The sequence below is a fragment of the Streptomyces beigongshangae genome, from assembly GCF_019710745.1.
GTDB classification, from domain to species: domain Bacteria; phylum Actinomycetota; class Actinomycetes; order Streptomycetales; family Streptomycetaceae; genus Streptomyces; species Streptomyces beigongshangae.
This window is the reverse complement of record NZ_JAHKJW010000026.1, coordinates 60078-78660: the sequence shown is the minus strand read 5'-3', so window position 1 is coordinate 78660 and position 18583 is coordinate 60078. Positions and strand designations below refer to the sequence as shown.

Sequence of the window (18583 nt, the reverse complement as noted above, 5' to 3'; positions counted from 1 at the left end):
GAAGGTGAGCTGCTGCGGGATCGTGTCGAGTGGCTTCGGCGGCTGGTCGAACACGATGCGGTAGTCGCTGCCGGAGGTCCGGCTGATGGGTGGCCGGCCTCCGAGCCCGGAGTGCGGGCGCTCGTGGTTGTAGTAGTTGAGGAAGTTCGCGAGCGCGGCCCTGCGTTCCTGCTCGGAGGTGTAGGCGCGCACGTGGGCCCACTCGCGGGCCGGCGTCCCGTTGAACCTCTTCACCTTCCCGTTTGTCCGTGGCGTGTACGGCCTGGTGCGCTTGTGCTTCCAGCGGGCGTACCACTTGGCCAGGCAGCGGCGGGAGATCCCTGCTTCCGCAGCGACATGTGCGATCGGACGTCCGGCATCGACCCGCAGGCACAAGCGCAGACGTCCTTCAGGGGTTAGCGGTGCGTTCCGATGTCTCCTGCTGGTGGTGCTCCTGGACTCGGCGGCCGCGTTCACCGGGAGCCCCCGAGATTTCGGGGCTCCCGCGTGAGCGGCTGTGCGTGGCGTCAGCGTGCGAACTTTTCGATGGCCTCCGGGGTGACGGGGGTGAAGAAGTTGACGAGGTTGCCGTCGGGGTCGCGGAACAACAGCGACCGGTTGCCCCAGGGCATAGTGGTGGGCTCGTTAACGAAGTCGGTGACGAAGCCGGTCAGGTTCTGGTGAACGCGGTCCACGTCGTCGACGAGGAACTCGATGATCACGCTGTGGTTGTCCGCCGGGCGGGCGGAGCCCGGGGCGAACAGCGGGACGGTGCGGGTGCCGGCGATCGCGAGGGTTGCGCCCGCGGTCTTGAGTTCGGCGAAGTCCTCGGTGGCCCGTATCGCCTGCATCCCTGTAGCTCGCTCGTAGAACTCGACGAGGCGTGCGACGTCGCTGGTGATGATGCGGATCGAGACGAAGTCCATGGGTATCTCCTTGGCTGTGCTGGAGGCGTGCAGTCTCAGGCTAGGAGAAATAGTGGACAGAATCGGTCCTGTATTCGCGTTAGGCTGCGAACATGTCACGACCCACCGGCCGCGTGCTGAGACTCCTGGAGCTACTGCAGTCGGGCGGCACCCGGACTGTGGCCGAGCTCGCCGACCGTCTCGGCGTCGAAGGGCGCACTGTGCGGCGGTATGTGGACCAACTGATCGACCTGGACGTGCCCGTGGAGTCGGTGCGCGGCCGCTACGGCGGGTACCGGCTGGCTCCCGGGTACCGCTTGCCTCCGCTCATGCTCAGCGACGACGAGGCGCTGGCCGTGCTGCTCGGCCTGGTCGCCGGCCGCCGGGCAGAGCTGACGACGACGGAGCGCACGGCAAACGAGACGGCGTCAGCGAAGATCCGGCGGGTGCTGCCCAAGCACATCGCCCGCCGGCTCGACACACTCCTGGAAGCTCTCGCCTTCACGGATCAGCCCGGCGGGTTGGACCACCCGGACGCCGGGCTCCTGCTCACCATCGCCGATGCGGTGCGCCACCGCCGACCGGTCTCGATCCGCTACACCGACCGCGACGGACGGCGCAGCGAACGCACCCTGCACGCGTACGGGATCGTCGCCCATGCGGGCCGGTGGTACGTGACGGGCAAGGACGCCCAGGTCGGCGAGGACCGAACCTTCCGGCTCGATCGCATCGCAGCCGCGAGGACCCTGCCCGGCTCATTCGAAGCGCCCGTGGGTCCCGGTCCGGCACAACGCGTGTTGTCAGGATTCGCCACGGCCGAGTACAGGCATCAGGTCACCTTGCGGATCCACGGGACAGTTGAGCAGATCCGCGCCCACCTCCCCGCCAGCGTCGCGAGCCTGGAGGAGCTCGAGCCCGCGGCCGGCCAGGACCCGGCGGCCGAGCACTGGCTGCGCGTCGAGCTACGGGCGGAGCGGCTCGACTGGTTGCCTCCGGTACTCGCCTCACTCGACCGGCCGTTCGTCATCGAGCACCCCGATGAACTCCGCGCCCTCGTCATCGCGCTCGCCGATCGCTTCACGTCCTATGCCCGCCAAGCCTGACAGGCGAAGAACCAATGTCATGAGACGGCACAGCTAGGTACCCGCGCGGCGCAACCGCTCCTCGATCCCGCCGGCCAGCCCCGCGACCACGGGACCGCCGTCGGGGCGCAGTGCCGCCTTCTTGGCGTTGAAGCAGTGCACCCAGGCACCGGCCGCCCACGCCGCCTCGCGGTCGGCGGCGGTCCAGGACAGCCCCCTGGCCGCCGGGTAGGCATCGATGAACCGGGCCGTGTCCGGGATCGCCGTTTCACCGGGGCTGCCGCCCAGGACGGCGTGCACCGCGGCGGCCGCGCCGGCGACGACGATCTCCGGCTGTGCCACGACACTGTCCCAGTCGTGCACGGCGTACAGGTCGTCGCCCCGCCACATCACGTTCTGCGCCTCCCAGTCGCAGTGCCCGACGACGGGAACGCCGAGGTCGTGCCCGGCCAGCCGCTTCCGCACCCGGGTCGCCGCGTCGTCCAGCCAGTCCGGCCCCGGGTGCTCGTTGAGGTCCTCCGGACGGTCGTCGGGGAGCGGCCAGAGCCTGCCCTGGTCGTGGTTCCACCACACCCACGGCGGAGGCGGGTCCAGCGTGCCGATCCCCTCCACGGCGGGGGCGAGCGACACGAACCGGGCCAGCCCGGCGGCCGAACGGGCCGAGGAACGGGGAGCGGGCTCGATCGTCCCGCCGTCGTCCATCAGCGCTTCGATCGTCACGACCCGGTCGCCGACCAGGATCTGCTCGCCCAGCGGTTCCGCGCAGGGCAGCCCCGCCCGCCACATCAGCCGGTGGACCCGGCAGCAGCCGGTCAGCCGCTCGGCGAACGGACGGATCTTGACCACCACCCGGCGCCGGTCGGCCAGTTCCAGGGCGAGCACCGTGGACAGATGCGACCAGCGCCACAACTCTGTCGTGGGACGGCTGCCGAGGCGGTTCTCCACCAGGGAGAAGAGGGACGGGAGGTCGGGTGCGGCCGTCTCGTCGGACATCGCTGCGGCTCCTGCTCTCGGTCGTACACGGTCACTCTCGGTCGTACACGGGAAGGCGCTCCCGGCGCCCCACCCCTGTCCTGGGGTGATCTTCGGCCTCGCGGCCCGGGCGCGGGGGAGGGACACGCTGTGGCCGCTCCCGCCGCCCTCCTCCCGCCGCCCTCCTTCCGCCGTCCTCCTTCCGCCGGGCCGCTCCCGCCGCGGCCGTCACGACAGGGCGAGGGCGCGGCTCCCGTCCCGTCGACGGCCGCTGGAGCGCTGGAGGTCGAAGGTGAGGGTGAGCTTGCGCAGCCAGCGGTCGGTGCCGTCGTACCGGGGTGCGAACGGGTCCCGGCCGTGCACCGCCCGGTGGTTGTCGATGACCACCAGGTCGCCGGGGCCCAGCCGGACGCGCACGAGCGCCGCCTCCAGCCGGCGGCACAGCCGGGAGAACGCCTGCGCGGACGCGTCGTCCCCCGGCGCGGTCGTGGTGTACGCCGGGTCGACCCTCAGGTACGGCTGCGAACCGCCGGAGAGGACGGGACGCCACACGGGGGACGGGTCCGCGGACCGGCTCGTCCTGAGGTGCTCGGGGTCGGGGAGGATGCCGAAGCGCGGCCGGCGGAGCAGCTCGTCGTCGTCCGCGCCGATCCCGGCGAGCGCGCCGACGTCGGCGACGGTCGTCGCGACCAGGTCCGGATTGCGCAGGCAGAGCAGGGCCAGCACGTCGCAGCGGTGGTCGTCGAAGGCGTCCTCGACGTGGAAGTCGAGGTGGTGCAGGCTGCCGTGGCCGGTCTGCGCGTGTTCCTCGCCCCTGATCGGCAGCACGTCGTTGAACAGCCTGCCGTCCTGGAGCGTCTGCCAGCAGACCGGATCGCCGGCCTGCATCGCCACCAGCGCCAGCCAGAGGTCGTGGGCGGCCGTGGCGGCGCGTCCGCGCAGCCGCCAGTGCGACGGCGTCGGACCGACGTCCTCCTCCGGAGGGGGCCTGCGCACCACCGTGACCGGGCTGCCCAGCCGGCGCCGCACACCGGCCAGCGCGTCCGTCAGCCGTACGGGGAGGACGTCCCGGTGCCCGGCGAGCCGCGTCAGCAGGCCGATTTCGTCCGCGCTGCCGTACTCGCCCACGAACCGGCGGACGAGGTCGTCCGCGGGGCGTACCTCCCGCTCGGTGAGCGTGATCTCCCGGATGCCGGGCACTGAGGCGGATCCACGCATGTGCTACCCCTTCTGCCGTCTCGGTCCGTCTCCGGTCCCGTACCGGCCCGTACCGGCCTGATGCTGGCCCGTGCCGGTCCTTCCCGGCCGGGTCGGGCCGGGCAGGACCGGTGCGGTGCGGTGCGGCGCGCTCGCCTATCCGCCGCCCCCGGTCGGTTCGGTCAGCTCGGCCAGCTCGGTCAGCTGCTCGGTCCAGGGGCCGGTCGGGAACCGGTGTTCCACGATCTGCCGGTTGCGCCGCAGCACGTCGGCCATGCCGCGCTCCCCGGCGCGGTTCGCCCGCACGGCCGTCATCAGCTCGTCCCCCGCCCGCTCCATCCCGGCGGGGCCGGGCTCCACCGGGACGACGGAGAACTCCCCGCCGTACGTCGGGGCGAAGGCGTCGTACCCCGTACTCGCGCACGGCAGCTCGGCGACGGCGGCCAGCGCCGGTCCCAGTCCGACCGTCTCGACGTCGCCGGTGTTCGGGGTGAAGACGACCCCGCCGCCGCTCACCGAGGCGATGCGCAGGAGATCGACCTCGTCCAGCCGCCAGCGGCCGGCGCCGTCCCGGGTGCTGCACACCGGGACACCGTCGAGGAAACGCACGTCGGGGAGCAGATCGAGGCGCCGTGCGGTGCTCAGCACCTCGTCCGCGTAGGAGGGGTCCTCCGCCAGGCTGCCGAACACGAGCAGGTACGGGGCGGGCAGCCCGCGACGGACGGCGGCCGACCGGGCCGCCGCCAGCAGTTCGAGGGCGAGCTCCACGCCCTTGACCCGGAAGACCCGCACCGGGTCGAGCAGGATCGGCCGCCGCGGATCGAGCCCCAGGCCGTCGAGGAACTGCCGGTGCCGCGGCTCCAGCGGCCCGATGGGCACCCGGGGCAGGATGTTGGGCACCACGCGCGGCCGCTCCGGTACCGGATAGCCCGCGGCCTCCTCCGCGAGCGCCTCGGACACCACCGCCCACCGCACACCCGGGCCGGTCCGCGGGAGCGGGGTGAACTCGTTGGGCCGCTCCGGGTACATGCGCGTGCCCTCCTCGTACACCGCGCAACTGCCGAAGAGGTCGTGGTCCCAGAAGAGCACACCGCCGGCCCGGCGCTCGCGGTGGCGCTCGCGCCCCGCGGCGTGCAGGGCCTTGGTGACGGGCACCGCGTCCGAGAGCGTCATGTTGACCGCGACGGTCCAGTCGATCCGGTTCCGGCGCATCCAGTCCGCGAAGTGGACGCGGTAGGGGGCGGCCAGGCGGTCGATGCGCTCGTGCAGGTGGGCGCGCCCGGCGGGATCCAGCGCCGCGGCGTCCGCGACCGACGTCCGGACGGAGGTCCACTCGGCGGCCGCGCGGTCGCGAGTGCCGAAGACGGGAGGGACCTGCGGAGCCGGCTCCCACAGCCCGGACGACTCCTGCTCGGCCGGTCCGTACGGGAAGAAGGCCGGTTTGTCGGGTCGCCACGAGTAGCCCAGGTCGGCGGGGACGGGCGTGTCGAGCAGCTTCAGGTCGACGCCGAGGCCGACCACGTTGCGGAAGATCGTCAGCAGGCCGCTGGCCGGCACCCCGTCCCCGCACACCAGTCCTATGCGCACCTGGACGTCACCGGCCCAGCTGGGTGTTCATGACGGCCTCCACCAGGGTGGCTCCGGCTTCGGTGAGGGCGACGCTGCCGGCCCTCCGGTCTATCCGCACCAGCCCGCGTTCGGCGAGCGAGTCGAACATCGCGCCCCACCGGCCGGACAGCAGAGAGCTGCCGGGGAACCGGGAGCGGTGGACGTCCTCCAGCAGTGGCCGGCAGGTGGACAGCGCCATCTGCACCGCCCGCACCTCCCGGTGGTCCGGGCTGACCGTGGTGACGTTCTCCAGCGGAACCCCGCCCTGCTCGACCAGGCTGAGATAGCGCGCCGGAGCGGCCACCGCGTTCGCCTCCGCGTCCCCGCACCAGCTGTAGGCGCCCAGCCCGATACCCACCTGGGGGACCTGCTTGTCCTGGTCGAGGTTGAGGGAGCGCCACAGCTCCGGCCCCACGTCACGCCGTGGGAAGTAGGTGGTGGGGTGCTCGTAGTAGCCGGCGGCGCCGAGCCGGTCGACGGCCCCCTCCCGCATCTGCATCTGCTGTCCCAGCGACGGCCACGCGAACCCGCGCCGCTCCAGCTGCTCGCGTACGCGCGGGTCCTCCCACGGGGCCGGGGACACGTGCCCGATGGCCGACTCGACGTCGTGGAAGGACCGCAGATGCAGCTTGATCGCGACGACGGTGCTGAACCGGGCCTCGATCAGGCGGTCGACGTCGTCCAGGAAACCGGCGACCGTCTGGCCGGGCAGGCCCCAGACGAGATCGCCGTCGACCCGGGTGAAGCCCAGCCGTTCCGCGGCCGCGCGGACCTGCAGCGCCTGGTCCCCGGTGTGCCGGCGGTTGGCCACCGCCAGCAGCCGGTCGTCCAGGGACTGGATGCCGTAGGAGAGCGCGGTGAAGCCCGCTCCGCGCAGGGTCGACAGGATCTCCTCGGTGAGGGAGTCCGGGCTCCCCTCCGCCCGCATCGAGGTCCGCTCGTCGATGGCGAACGTCTCCCGGTAGAAGTCCACCAGCCGCTCGATCTCACCGGCGGGCAGCACGCTCGGTGTCCCGCCGAACAGACAGAACTCGCCGACCGGAGTGGTGCGCAGCGCCGGGACCGCCGCCACCCAGGAGCGGGCCTCCCGGATGTTCGCGTCCACCCACCGGCGCGCGGTCGCGTCGGCCGTGTCGGTCCGGCTGCTCGTCACGAGGGTCGGGAACTGGCAGAAATGGCAGCGGTACCGGCACAGCGGGATGTCCACCCACAGATGGAAGGACGGCGCCTCGCGGAGCCCGCGGTCCAGGTCGCGGAAGAAATGCTGCGGGTCGCTCTCCACGTCTCCCGTGAAAACATGGGTGAATGCCTCGGCCTGCAGATATCCGAGGAGTTCGTCGTTTCGCTCGTCGGCGAGCACCGGGAACACCCTGGGCGCCGGATATGCGGAATCGATCGCGGAAAGGCTGTGGAGCGCCTCGTTTCGGTCATACAAATGCACCGTGCTGGTCCCCATATGTGCGACACTCCGTATCAACTGCGCCGAGTGGCAGGGTGCGCGCCGGTCCGGACAGCACACGGCCGTCGGGAGAGGCGCGGGAAATGATCGGTTCCGGGCACCGCCCGACCAGGCTAGAAGAGCCCCATCGGACGGTCAATGCCGCATGTGAAGGGGCGGCAGGATGGCGGATTCCTTGCGCTGCGGGGCGGACGGACAGGAAAAGCTGCGCCTCACGTTACGCAAGTGGCACCGGCGCGGAATTGGTGACGCGACGGCCGATCCGCGACGGCCGATTCGCGATGGACGATCCGCGAGGATGATCCGCGACGGCCGATTCGCGACGGCCGGGAATTCTGCTTCAATATCCGGCATGGTATGGCCACCACGACTCGTCATGACCGATTCGGCCGCCGCCGCACTGGCCGATTTCAGCTCGACGCGGCAGCCGGAAGAGCTGATGACCGAGCAGGCCCAGCAGGCGGCCCTTCGCCGCGCCCGCGGGGAAATCCCCGAACTGCACCGGCTGCTGGACGAGGCCGTCACCGCGCTGCGTACGTCGCTGGCCGTGGTCGTCGAGAACTTCCCGCCCGACGCCACCGCGCTGGCCGTCGCCGCCACCGCCCTCGGCAGGGTCGACCCGAGCTGCAACGGCCCCGTCCCGGACACCCTCGTGCACGACGTGGTCGACAGCGAGGCCCGGCCCTACCGCGACCCGGACCCGTTCCACACCGACTCCCCCCTGCAGGCGGAGCCGCACGCCTACCTCGGGCTGCTGTGCGTCCGCCCGAGTCCCGCGGGCGACGGACGGACCGTTCTGGTGAGCGCGGCGGACGTCGCCGCGGAGATCGCCGACGACGGCCGGCTGCGCGCGCTCCAGGCCCCGCGCTATCCGTTCGCGGTCCCCCGTGAGCCCGGTGAGCCCGGTGAGCCCGGCGGCGACGGGTCGTCGGTCACCACCCACCCGATCCTCACGGTGTCCGGCGAGGACGTCACCGTGCGGTACTGCCCCGTGCGGGTCACCGCGGGCGTGCGGTCGGCCGGACACGCCCTGGACGCCGAACACGTCGACGCGCTCGGCGCGTTCGAGCGCGCGCTGGAGGCACCGCGGCTGCCCACGGTCTTCCTGCTGCGCGCGGGCGAACTCCTGCTGCTGGACAACCGGCGCCTGCTGCACGGCCGCACCGACGTCGGTCCGTCGGGCGTGGGCCGGCACCTCATGCGCGTCAAGGTGCGCACCCGGACCGCGGACGCGTAGCGCCTACGCGCTGCGTGCGGACGGGCCGGCGGACGGATCGGCGGACGGATCGGCCGACCGGTCGGCCTCCTGCTCCGCGGCCCTGCGCACCAGGGGTATGTACCGGTCCCAGTCCCAGTGGGGGCCGGGATCGGTGTGGTCGGTCCCCGGGACCTCGACGTGGCCGATGATGTGGTCCCGGTCGACGGGAAGGCCGTACCGGGCACAGATCCGGGCTGTCAGGCGGGCCGACGCCCCGTACATCGCGTCCGTGAAGTCCTCGGGCCGGTCCACGAAGCCCTCGTGCTCGATGCCGACGCTGCGCTCGTTGAAGTCGCGGTTGCCCGCGTGGAAGGCCACGTCCAGCTCGCGGATCATCTGCGTGATGCGGCCGTCCTGGCGGACGATGTAGTGCGTGGCGGCGCCGTGGCCGGGGTCCTGGAAGACCTTGACGGCGCTCCTGTAGCTGCCCTGGGTGACATGGATGATCACACGGTCTATGCCGAAGTCGTCGGGCCGGTCCGCCCGCCGCCAGTTCGCCGAGGACGCCGCCACCCAGCGCGCGCCCCCGAAGTCGACCTCGCCCTCCTTGCGCGGCTTGCTCACGCCCGGCGCGCGCCACCACAGGCGCCCCAGCTCGTCCCGGGCCAGCACGGCGGTGCCGACGGCGGCCGCGGCACCGCCGAGGAGCAGCGCGCGGCGCCCGACGCGCCGGTCGGAGTCACCACCGTGCGTACCGGAGCCGCCTCCGCGGCGCGTGCCGGAGCCGCCTCGTGTGCCGGGGGCGCCGTCACGGTGCGTGCCGGAGACCCCGTCGTCGCCGCCGTCACCGCCGTCGCGCCGGTCCGGGTCGTTCGTCGTCTCCGTCATACGATCTTCAACGGATACTCGCGGGCTCCGGTTCCCGGGGACCCGTACCCTGGAAGGGTTATGACTGAGACCTCGCAGCGCCCCCGCCCCCGCCCCCTCAGGGTCCTGGCCGCCATGTCCGGCGGCGTGGACTCCGCCGTCGCCGCCGCCCGTGCCGCGGAGGCCGGGCACGACGTGACCGGTGTGCACCTCGCCCTCTCGGCGAACCCGCAGTCGTTCCGTACGGGCGCGCGGGGCTGTTGCACCATCGAGGACTCGCGCGACGCCCGCCGGGCCGCGGACGTCATCGGCATCCCGTTCTACGTGTGGGACCTCGCCGAGCGCTTCCGCGAGGACGTCGTCGACGACTTCGTGGCGGAGTACGAGGCCGGCCGCACCCCGAACCCCTGCCTGCGCTGCAACGAGAAGATCAAGTTCGCGGCCCTGCTGGACAAGGCCCTCGCCCTCGGCTTCGACGCGGTCTGCACGGGCCACTACGCCAAGGTGCTGGTGAACGAGGACGGCACGCGCGAGCTGCACCGCGCCTCCGACATGGCCAAGGACCAGTCGTACGTCCTCGGCGTCCTGGACGACCGCCAGCTCGCCCACGCGCTGTTCCCCCTGGGCGACACGGTGACGACGAAGGACGAGATCCGCGCGGAGGCCGAGCGCCGGGGCCTGGCCGTCGCCAAGAAGCCCGACTCGCACGACATCTGCTTCATCGCCGACGGCGACACCCAGGGCTTCCTGTCGAAGCGGCTGGGCAAGGCGGAGGGCGACATCGTCGACGAGTCCGGCGCGGTCGTCGGCAGCCACGAGGGGGCGTACGGCTTCACGATCGGCCAGCGCAAGGGCCTGCGCATCGGCACGCCCGCGCCCGACGGCAAGCCGCGCTACGTCCTGGACATCTCCCCGGTGGACAACACGGTGACGGTGGGCCCGGCGGCGGCCCTGGACGTCACCGCGCTGACGGCGATCCGGCCCCGCTGGTGCGGCGCGGCCCCGACCGCCCCCGGCACGTACACGGCCCAGCTCCGCGCCCACGGCGGCGAGACGGAGGTCCGCGCGGAGCTGGTGGACGGCACCCTGGAGGTCACCTTCACGGAGCCGGTCCGCGGGGTGGCCCCCGGCCAGGCGATCGTCCTGTACGACGGCACGCGGGTGGTGGGCTCGGCGACGATCGAGACGACGGAGCGGGTCACGGCGTCGGTCTGACGCCCCCCGGACGCCGCGCGAGACTCCGCACGAGCGCGTGCAACGCGGCCCGGTCCGCTGTGAGCACGTCGGCCGGATGGTCGCTCTCGCGCAGGGCGACGGCGGAGGGGCCGATGGCGGCCACCTCGACGCAGTTGTTGCCGCCGTCGCCGGAGAAGGACGACTTGCGCCAGTGCATCTCGGGCAAGACGTGCCCCCTTCTTACAGTTCCTTGGCGATTCCGTGGATGAAGTCGGTCGACTTCTTCGCAGTCAACGCCACTTGTTCGACCAAGTCCAGCCGCACCCGGAAGTTCTGCAACTGGGTCGGCGAGTCGAAGAACAAGGGGCCCGCAGGCGAGTCCATGTGCACCGTGTCCAGATGGGGGTTGGCCGCCACCGCGTACAGGATGGAGTCCCCCGCCATGGGGAAGCCGCCGTTGGCGAAGGGGATGACCAGCAAGGTCACGTTGTCGCGCTCGTTCTCGTCCAGCAAGTGCTGAAGCTGGGCCCGTGCCACCTTCCTGCCGCCGAACTGCATCCGCAGGGCCGACTCGTGGATGACACCGGTGTACGGCTTCGGATCGGGACCGGTGATCACCGACTGCCGGGCGAGACGGTGGGCGACGCAGAGCTCGATCTCCAGGCGGGGCGGCTTCGGCACGACGAGATCGAACATGGCCCGTGCGTGATCCTCGGTCTGGAACAGTCCGGGCAGGTGCGAGGTCTGAACGGTGCGCAGGCGTACCGCGTGGTGCTCGATCTCCGAGATGTCGAGCAGACCGGGCGGCACCTTCCCCCGGTAGTCGTCCCACCAACTCGCCCTGCGGCCACCTGTCATCGAGGCGAGGGTCTCGACCAGGTCCTCGTCGTTGCACTCGTAGATGCTTGCCAGTCTCCGGAGCCGTTCCTCGCTGATGCCGTAGCGGCCCGCCTCGATGTTGGAGATGTTCGTCCGGTCCGTGCCCAGCGAACTCGCCGCCGCCGGGGCCGACATGCCCGCTGACTCGCGCAGCCGCCGAAGTTCCAGGCCGAGACGGCGCTGCCGGATTGAGGGCGTATTCGGTGCCAATGGGCCTCCTTGCTCGCGCACAGTGTGTCGATGCCGGGCCGGTGAGTCCACTCACGCTCAATATTTAACCCGTTCAGGTTGCTTTGATGGCACGTGTTAAATGGCGGAGCCTATGGTGTGGCTCAGGTCACCGTTCTGGCCCCGCGCCGGCGGAAGCGCACCGGCATGCCCGCCGGCAGGCACACCGCGGCGGCCCCATCACGTCCACGCGCTCCGCGGAGCGCCCCGCACCAATGGAGGTGCCGCGTGAGTTCAGCTCTGGGCATCCGGCCCGACGGCCGGTATCCCGAACCCCTCCCGTTCACGGCTCCCTGGGTCTACGAACTCCACTTCCCCTGTGACCCCCGCAGTCCCGCGATCGCCCGCCTCACGCTCCGCGCGGTTCTCGGCGCGTACCACCTCGCCGACCTGGCCGACCGGGCCGAACTGCTGACCACGGAGCTGGCGACCAACTCGGTGCGGCACACCAAGGGCCCCGCCTCCGTACGGCTCCAGTGGCTGCACCCCGTGCTGCGCGTCAGCGTGTGGGACATGAGCCCCGACCTGCCTCCGCTGGCCCCGCCCCCGCCGGTGAGCGCCCACGCGGACGGCGGGCGGGGCATGGTCATCCTCGACACCGTCGCCGACCGCTGGGGCGGGTGCGCCATGGGGGAGGGCCCGTACGGGCCGGGTGGCAAGACGATGTGGTTCGAACTGTCCGTGCCGACACCCACGCCGACCGTCTGACGGGTCGGGGCGGTCCGGAGGCGTTCCCCTTGTCGGTGTCGTTCAGGTCGACCACTCCGGTCGACACCGACATATGGAGCCGTCACACCCCTGCAGCGAAGGAGCAGCCGGTGATCTCGTCCGAAGACGACGCGGCACTGCCGTCCGCGGAACCGCAGCCCATCCAGGCCCGTGTGACGGTCTCGGGCGCGATGGCCGGCATTCTCCGCGATCTCGCCGCCCTCGACGGGCGCACCCCCGAGGCGCTGGCAGTCGAGTGGGCGGCGGGAAAGCTGGTCATCCCCGAAGGGACCGTGGGCGACGTCGTCGACGACTGGGGCCTCTTCGACGGACCGCCCGATCTCGCGAGCCGCGTACACGAGTACCTGCGGGGCGGAAACGCCGCGTGACCGTCCCCGCCACGCTCGCGGTGGCCGACACCAGCGTCCTGCTCGCCGCCACCGGTTACGCGCGCGTCCCCGTGGTGGACGCCCAACTCCTCGGCGAAGCGGAGAAAGTGCAACGCCGGTACATGGGGCAGGCGATCGGTCTGACCGACGCCGTCAACGCGTGCCTGGCCTGGTGGCTCCAGCACCCGATGGTCCTGTCGTTCGACAACCACTACAGGATCATCGCTCCGCGGCGATCGGATGAGGCAGCGCTCGACGTGCGGCCATGACCGGTCCGGGTCACCCGTGTCAGCGCGAGCTGACGGTCTCCACCTCGTAGAAGCAGAAGTGGTCCTTGATCTCCGCGACCTCCGGCTTGGGGTCCGGGTACGCCCAGACGAGGTCCGGGGCGTCCGGGAGCGACCAGTAGGACGCGTCGCCCTTGAACGGGCAGTGGGTCGAGGTGTCCGACGGGGTCAGGAGGTCGACGCGTACGTCCTCCGGCGGGAGGTAGTAGCGCACGGGCAGACCCGTCTCGCGCAGCACCAGCGGGCGCGTGCTCTCCGCGAGCACCTGCCCTCCGTGTACGACGCGCACGTGCTCGGTGCCCTGCTCGACGGTGATGCGGTGGCCCTTGGTCACGGTTCCACTCCTTGGTAGGGGTCGTGGGGCTGCGGTGCCGTTCTCGGCCCGTACAGCGTCCGGCGCCGCCGTGTTCTTCCCCGGAGGGCGACCCGTAGTTTGGGTCCATGAACATCTGCGTCTTCCTCTCCGCCGCCGATCTCGACGAGCGCTACACCCGGCCCGCCCGCGAGTTCGCCGAACTGCTCGGCAAGGGCGGGCACACGCTGGTGTGGGGCGGCAGCGACGTCGGGCTCATGAAGGTCGTCGCCGACGGGGTGAAGGAGGCGGGCGGACGGCTGGTGGGCGTCTCCGTCCGGTTCCTCGTCGCCAACGCGCGCGAGGGCGCGGACGAGATGGTCGTCGCCCGGGACCTCGCCGAGCGCAAGGCGCTGCTCCTGGAGAAGGCGGACGCCGTCGTCATCATGGTCGGCGGTACGGGCACGCTCGACGAGGCGACCGAGATCCTGGAGCTGAAGAAGCACGGGCACACCGACAAACCGGTCGTCCTGCTCAACACCGCCGGGTTCTACGACGGCCTGAAGGAGCAGTTCCTGCGCATGGAGGCCGAGGGCTTCCTGCCCGTGCCGCTCACCGACCTGGTGTTCTTCGCGGAGGAGGGTGTGGGGGCGCTGGCCTACCTGGAGGAGAGCCTGGGCACGCGGTGATGCGAGCATGGCGGACATGGCTACTCATGTGATCACCGGGGCCGGTTCCGGCATCGGCGCGGCCGTCGCCCGCCGCCTCCACGCGCGCGGGGACGACCTCGTGCTGCACGCGCGCGACGCGGGCCGCGCCAAGGAACTGGCCGCCGGGTTCCCCGGGGCCCGGACCCTCGTCGGCGACCTCGCGGACCCGGACCGCCTGTCCTGGGCGTTCTCCCACCAGACCCTGCCCGACCGGGTGGACTCGCTCCTGCACATCGCGGGCGTGGTCGACCTCGGCCGGGTCGGCGACCTGACCCCCAAGACCTGGCGCCACCAGCTCGACGTCAACCTGATCTCGCCCGCCGAACTGACCCGGCACTTCCTGCCCCAGCTCCGGCTCGCTCAGGGGCATGTGGTCTTCGTCAACTCCGGCTCCGGGCTCAACGCCGGCCACGAGTGGTCGGCGTACGCCGCGTCCAAGCACGGGCTGAAGGCCCTCGCCGACTCGCTGCGCCACGAGGAGCACGCGAACGGCGTCCGCGTCACGTCCGTCTACCCCGGCCGCACCACGAGCCCCATGCAGGAGAAGGTCCACCGGCAGGAGGGCAAGGAGTACGACCCCACGAAGTGGATCGACCCCGAGTCCGTCGCGACGACCATCGTGATGGCGCTGGACCTGCCCAGGGACGCCGAGGTCAACGACCTGACGGTGCGTCCGGGACGCTGAACGGCGGCACGTCCGGCCGCGGACCGGGGCGGCCGCGGCTCCGGTCGGACGTGGCCGCGGCTCCGGTCGGACACGGTCCCGGCTCCGACCGGGCGCGGCCCCGGCCCGCCCGTTCCGTAGGCTGCCGGGGTGAGCGAAAACAGTGAGTTCAGGCCCGGCCCCGCCACCGGCGTCGGGTCGATGCCGGGCGGCGACGCCCAGGAGGCCGCCAGGACCGTGACCGGGACCTTCGAGGGCCCGGAGACCGGCATGCCGTTCCTGGCGGAACTGCCCGCCCGCGGCCCCGGCGCGGACATGATCGGCCGGACCGCCGGGATGCTGACCGAGCTGTACGCGCGCGTGGAGCCCAGCGGCTGGCGGCTGGGCGACCGGCCGGGCCGCGACACCAGGCGCGCCAGGTCCTGGCTCGGCGAGGACCTCGACGCCCTGGAGGAGTTCACCCAGGGCTACGAAGGGCCGCTGAAGGTGCAGGCGGTGGGGCCCTGGACGCTCGCCGCCGCGCTGGAGCTGCGCAACGGGGAGGTGGCCCTCTCGGACGCCGGGGCCTGCCGCGACCTCGCCGCGTCGCTCGCCGAAGGGCTGCGCGAGCACCTCGCCGACGTACGCCGCCGCGTCCCCGGCGCCCAGGTCGTCCTGCAGCTCGACGAACCCTCCCTCACCGCGGTCCTGCGCGGCCACGTGCGGTCCGCCAGCGGCTACCGCACCCACCGGGCCGTGGACCGGCAGGTCGTCGAGGCCGCCCTGCGGGACGTGATCGGCGTGCAGGCGGGCGCCGCGCAGAGGGACGGGGACGAGAGCGGAGGCGAGGACGGGGGCGAGGACGGGGACGGGGTACGGAAGGACGGTCCGGTCGTCGTGCACTCGTGCGCCCCGGACGTGCCGTTCGCGCTGCTGCGCCGGGCCGGGGCGGCGGCCGTCTCCTTCGACTTCGCGCTGCTCACCGAGCGTGACGACGACACGATCGGGGAGGCGGTGGAAGCGGGGACGCGGCTCTTCGCCGGTGTCGTGGCGGGTACGGACGGCCCGTTGTCGGACCCTGCCGGTAGCGTCATGGGGGTCAGGACGCTGTGGCGCAGGCTGGGGCTGAGTCCGGGGCTTCTCGCGGACGCGGTCACCCTCACCCCGTCGTGCGGACTCGCGGGCGCCTCTCCCGAGTACGCGCGCCAGGCGCTCGCCCACTGCGTCCGGGCGGCAAGGTCCCTCGCGGACAACCCAGAGTAGCCAGAGCAGCATAACGGGAGGACCACACGGTGGCCGGCGACAAGGACGCACAGACCGCCTCGGCTGACACCGCGGCGGCGGCCGCGGGACCCGCGCCGAGCGAGGCACGGGAGAAGCACGCGCAGCTCGCCGAGCAGATCGAGGAGCACCGCTTCCGGTACTACGTGAAGGACGCGCCGGTCGTCAGCGACGCGGACTTCGACAAGCTCCTGCGCTCCCTGGAGGCGCTGGAGGACGAGTACCCCGAGCTGCGCACCCCGGACTCGCCGACCCAGAAGGTCGCGGGGGCGTACGCCACGGAGTTCACGGCCGTCCAGCACCGGGAGCGCATGCTCTCCCTGGACAACGCCTTCGACGACGAGGAGTTGTCCTCCTGGGCCGACCGCCTCGCCAAGGAGGTCGGCACGTCCGCGTACCACTTCCTGTGCGAGCTGAAGGTCGACGGGCTCGCGGTCAACCTCACGTACGAGCACGGGCGGCTCACCCGCGCGGCGACCCGCGGCGACGGCCGCACGGGCGAGGACATCACGCCCAACGTCCGTACGATCGCGGAGATCCCGGACCGGCTGCGCGGCGAGCGCGTCCCCGACCTCGTGGAGATCCGCGGCGAGGTCTACTTCCCGATGAGCAAGTTCGAGGAGCTCAACGCCCGTCTGGTGGAGGCCGGCGACAAGCCCTTCGCCAACCCGCGCAACGCGGCGGCGGGCTCACTGCGCCAGAAGGACCCCCGTGTCACGGCGACCCGCCCGCTGCACATGGTCGTGCACGGCATCGGCGCGCGCGAGGGCTTCGACATCGACTGTCTCTCGCACGCCTACGAGCTGCTGCGCGAGTGGGGCCTGCCGACGACCTCCTACGGCAAGGTCGTCGACGGCATGGACGGCGTCCGGGAGTTCATCGCGTACTACGGGGAGAACCGCCACTCCGTGGAGCACGAGATCGACGGCGTCGTCGTCAAGCTCGACGAGATCCCCCTCCAGGGCCGCCTCGGCTCGACCTCCCGCGCCCCCCGCTGGGCGATCGCCTGGAAGTACGCGCCCGAGGAGGTCAACACCAAACTGATCGACATCACGGTGAACGTGGGACGCACCGGCCGCGTCACCCCGTTCGCGCAGGTGGAGCCCGTCACGGTGGCCGGCTCCGAGGTCGAGTTCGCGACGCTGCACAACAAGGACGTGGTCAAGGCCAAGGGCGTCCTCATCGGCGACACGGTGGTGCTGCGCAAGGCCGGGGACGTCATCCCGGAGATCCTCGGACCGGTCGCCGACCTGCGGGACGGCAGCGAGCGGGAGTTCGTGATGCCCGCCGAGTGCCCCGAGTGCGGCACGGCGCTGGCGCCCGCCAAGGAGGGGGACATCGACCTGCGCTGCCCGAACAGCGCCACCTGCCCGGCCCAGTTGCGCGAGCGCCTCTTCTACCTCGGCGGCCGCAAGTGCCTGGACATCGAGAACTTCGGTTACGTGGCCGCCGCCGCGCTGACCAAGCCCCTGGAGCCGGCGGAGCCGCCCCTGCGCAACGAGGGCGACCTCTTCGACCTCACCGTCGAACAGCTGCTGCCCATCAGGGCGTACGTCCTCGACCCGGACAGCGGACTGCCCAAGCGGGACCCGGAGACCGGCGAGGAGAAGATCGCGACGGTCTTCGCCAACCAGGAGGGCGCGCCGAAGAAGAACACCCTCGCGATGCTCGACAACATCGCGGCGGCCAAGGAGCGCCCGCTGGCCCGGATCCTCACCGGTCTGTCCATCCGCCACGTGGGACCGGTCGCGGCCGAGGCGCTGGCCCGCGAGTTCCGCTCGATCGACCGGATGGAGCAGGCCACGGAGGAGGAACTCGCCGCCGTCGAGGGCGTCGGGCCCACCATCGCCGCCTCGCTGAAGCAGTGGTTCACGGTGGACTGGCACCAGGAGATCCTCCGCAAGTGGCGGGCCGCGGGCGTCCGCATGGAGGAGGCGGGCTCCGGCGAGGACGAGGGGCCCCGCCCGCTCGCGGGACTCACCGTCGTCGTCACGGGCACCCTGGAACGTCACACGCGTGACGGGGCGAAAGAGGCGCTGCAGAGCCGGGGAGCGAAGGTGGCCGGTTCTGTCTCGAAGAAGACGTCTTTCGTTGTTGTGGGTGACAACCCCGGATCGAAGTACGACAAGGCGATGCAGCTGAAAGTTCCGGTTCTGAACGAGGACGGTTTCGCCGTTCTGCTCGAACAAGGACCGGAGGCGGCGGCCGATGTCGCGCTTCCGGCCGAGGAGTAGCGGTTGAAGACCACCCGTTCGGCGCATACCAGATGCATACGGGTGCCCGGGCCGCATTCGGGCAACCGTGGACGACCGCTGCCCGTGGAGGCCCTGTGCGGCCTACTGTTGAGAGGTGCGCCTGCCGTGCCCAGCTGCGGTCGGGGCGCCCCCCTGCTCCCCGGGAGCCGGGGGAGGGTTTTTCGGACGCGGTGCCGTTGAGGGATCAGGGGGCCTCCTGCGCCCTCCGGCCGGGCATCGGGCCGCGTGGCGTGGGCACCGCCGGCTGTGAGAGGGACGGGAATGGAACCGACCGAGAGCGCCGCCCCGGACTCCCGGCTGCGCCCGCGCTGGATGACCGGTGTACGGCGATGGGGGCACCCCCTGCTGGAGCGGAGCCGGGAGTTCGGGGCGAACCTCGGGGTCACCCGGTCCGCCGGCCGGCCCGGCGCACCGGGGCGGACCGCCGGACCGCCCGCCGCGCCGGACGGGCGCGGCCCCGGCCGCCCC

20 protein-coding genes and 2 pseudogenes are annotated in these 18583 nt (G+C 72.0%); 11 read left to right on the top strand and 11 right to left on the bottom strand.

The window, feature by feature from the left end:
- Positions 1-78: 78 nt before the first annotated feature.
- From KM933_RS40635 to KM933_RS21320, 3 genes and pseudogenes are all read right to left on the bottom strand, one after another.
- Positions 79-276: pseudogene (locus KM933_RS40635) on the bottom strand (integrase core domain-containing protein); the annotation flags it as partial.
- Positions 277-456 (bottom strand): annotated as a pseudogene (locus KM933_RS40630) (helix-turn-helix domain-containing protein); the annotation flags it as partial.
- 50 nt (positions 457-506) lie between these two features.
- A complete protein-coding gene (locus KM933_RS21320; RefSeq protein WP_221354536.1) occupies positions 507-905 on the bottom strand; it encodes a VOC family protein in 399 nt (132 codons plus the stop codon).
- A gap of 92 nt (positions 906-997) precedes the next feature.
- Between KM933_RS21320 and KM933_RS21315 the strand changes: the two genes are divergently transcribed.
- A complete protein-coding gene (locus KM933_RS21315; protein WP_221354534.1) occupies positions 998-1987 on the top strand; it encodes a helix-turn-helix transcriptional regulator in 990 nt (329 codons plus the stop codon).
- A gap of 33 nt (positions 1988-2020) precedes the next feature.
- Here the strand turns inward: KM933_RS21315 and KM933_RS21310 are convergent, their stop codons facing one another.
- The 4 genes from KM933_RS21310 to KM933_RS21295 all read right to left on the bottom strand — a co-directional run bounded on the left by KM933_RS21310 (position 2021) and on the right by KM933_RS21295 (position 7103).
- Positions 2021-2959 (bottom strand): phosphotransferase, encoded by a 939-nt coding sequence (locus tag KM933_RS21310; protein WP_221354532.1) that lies wholly within the window; start codon positions 2957-2959, stop codon positions 2021-2023.
- Positions 2960-3166: 207 nt separating this feature from the next.
- The gene (locus KM933_RS21305; RefSeq protein ID WP_221354530.1) at positions 3167-4156 is read right to left on the bottom strand and encodes a TauD/TfdA family dioxygenase; all 990 of its coding nucleotides are present in this window, start codon (positions 4154-4156) and stop codon (positions 3167-3169) included.
- 135 nt (positions 4157-4291) lie between these two features.
- Positions 4292-5722, bottom strand: a complete 1431-nt coding sequence (locus KM933_RS21300) for a hypothetical protein (protein ID WP_221354528.1) — start codon at positions 5720-5722, stop codon at positions 4292-4294.
- A 7-nt stretch (positions 5723-5729) separates the two neighbouring features.
- Positions 5730-7103, bottom strand: coding sequence for a radical SAM protein (locus KM933_RS21295; protein WP_221354526.1), 1374 nt, complete (start codon positions 7101-7103; stop codon positions 5730-5732).
- Positions 7104-7578: 475 nt separating this feature from the next.
- Between KM933_RS21295 and KM933_RS21290 the strand changes: the two genes are divergently transcribed.
- Positions 7579-8439, top strand: coding sequence for a TauD/TfdA family dioxygenase (locus tag KM933_RS21290; protein WP_221354524.1), 861 nt, complete (start codon positions 7579-7581; stop codon positions 8437-8439).
- Positions 8440-8442: 3 nt separating this feature from the next.
- Here the strand turns inward: KM933_RS21290 and KM933_RS21285 are convergent, their stop codons facing one another.
- A complete protein-coding gene (locus KM933_RS21285; protein WP_221354522.1) occupies positions 8443-9288 on the bottom strand; it encodes an N-acetylmuramoyl-L-alanine amidase in 846 nt (281 codons plus the stop codon).
- Positions 9289-9348: 60 nt separating this feature from the next.
- Between KM933_RS21285 and mnmA the strand changes: the two genes are divergently transcribed.
- Positions 9349-10482, top strand: a complete 1134-nt coding sequence (gene mnmA, locus KM933_RS21280) for a tRNA 2-thiouridine(34) synthase MnmA (RefSeq protein ID WP_221354520.1) — start codon at positions 9349-9351, stop codon at positions 10480-10482.
- On the opposite strand, the gene KM933_RS21275 is transcribed toward mnmA, so the two are convergent.
- The gene (locus KM933_RS21275) at positions 10466-10660 is read right to left on the bottom strand and encodes a DUF397 domain-containing protein (RefSeq protein ID WP_430727350.1); all 195 of its coding nucleotides are present in this window, start codon (positions 10658-10660) and stop codon (positions 10466-10468) included. The genes mnmA and KM933_RS21275 overlap by 17 nt on opposite strands.
- Before the next feature lie 23 nt (positions 10661-10683).
- Positions 10684-11532 carry a helix-turn-helix domain-containing protein gene (locus KM933_RS21270; RefSeq protein ID WP_221354516.1) on the bottom strand — a complete coding sequence of 283 codons (849 nt, stop codon included), beginning with the start codon at positions 11530-11532 and terminating at the stop codon, positions 10684-10686.
- A 246-nt stretch (positions 11533-11778) separates the two neighbouring features.
- Between KM933_RS21270 and KM933_RS21265 the strand changes: the two genes are divergently transcribed.
- The 3 genes from KM933_RS21265 (at position 11779) to KM933_RS21255 (ending at position 12916) form a co-directional block, all read left to right on the top strand.
- Positions 11779-12258 carry an ATP-binding protein gene (locus tag KM933_RS21265; protein ID WP_308013490.1) on the top strand — a complete coding sequence of 160 codons (480 nt, stop codon included), beginning with the start codon at positions 11779-11781 and terminating at the stop codon, positions 12256-12258.
- Between the two features lie 110 nt (positions 12259-12368).
- The gene (locus tag KM933_RS21260; RefSeq protein ID WP_221354514.1) at positions 12369-12647 is read left to right on the top strand and encodes a hypothetical protein; all 279 of its coding nucleotides are present in this window, start codon (positions 12369-12371) and stop codon (positions 12645-12647) included.
- Positions 12644-12916 carry a hypothetical protein gene (locus tag KM933_RS21255; RefSeq protein WP_221354512.1) on the top strand — a complete coding sequence of 91 codons (273 nt, stop codon included), beginning with the start codon at positions 12644-12646 and terminating at the stop codon, positions 12914-12916. Before KM933_RS21260 ends, KM933_RS21255 begins: the two co-directional genes overlap by 4 nt.
- Before the next feature lie 19 nt (positions 12917-12935).
- Here the strand turns inward: KM933_RS21255 and KM933_RS21250 are convergent, their stop codons facing one another.
- Positions 12936-13268 (bottom strand): DUF427 domain-containing protein, encoded by a 333-nt coding sequence (locus KM933_RS21250; protein WP_221354510.1) that lies wholly within the window; start codon positions 13266-13268, stop codon positions 12936-12938.
- A 107-nt stretch (positions 13269-13375) separates the two neighbouring features.
- Between KM933_RS21250 and KM933_RS21245 the strand changes: the two genes are divergently transcribed.
- The 5 genes from KM933_RS21245 to KM933_RS21225 all read left to right on the top strand — a co-directional run.
- Positions 13376-13915: an LOG family protein gene (locus KM933_RS21245; RefSeq protein WP_221354508.1), complete on the top strand. Its 540-nt coding sequence runs from the start codon at positions 13376-13378 to the stop codon at positions 13913-13915.
- Between the two features lie 7 nt (positions 13916-13922).
- Positions 13923-14621 carry an SDR family oxidoreductase gene (locus KM933_RS21240; RefSeq protein WP_221354506.1) on the top strand — a complete coding sequence of 233 codons (699 nt, stop codon included), beginning with the start codon at positions 13923-13925 and terminating at the stop codon, positions 14619-14621.
- A gap of 129 nt (positions 14622-14750) precedes the next feature.
- Positions 14751-15842 (top strand): methionine synthase, encoded by a 1092-nt coding sequence (locus KM933_RS21235; protein ID WP_221354504.1) that lies wholly within the window; start codon positions 14751-14753, stop codon positions 15840-15842.
- A gap of 29 nt (positions 15843-15871) precedes the next feature.
- Entirely contained in the window at positions 15872-18094 is a 2223-nt protein-coding gene (ligA, locus tag KM933_RS21230; protein ID WP_221354502.1) for an NAD-dependent DNA ligase LigA, read from the top strand.
- A 282-nt stretch (positions 18095-18376) separates the two neighbouring features.
- Positions 18377-18583, top strand: a 207-nt coding sequence (locus KM933_RS21225; protein WP_221354500.1) for a hypothetical protein, incomplete at its 3' end; no start/stop codon positions are given.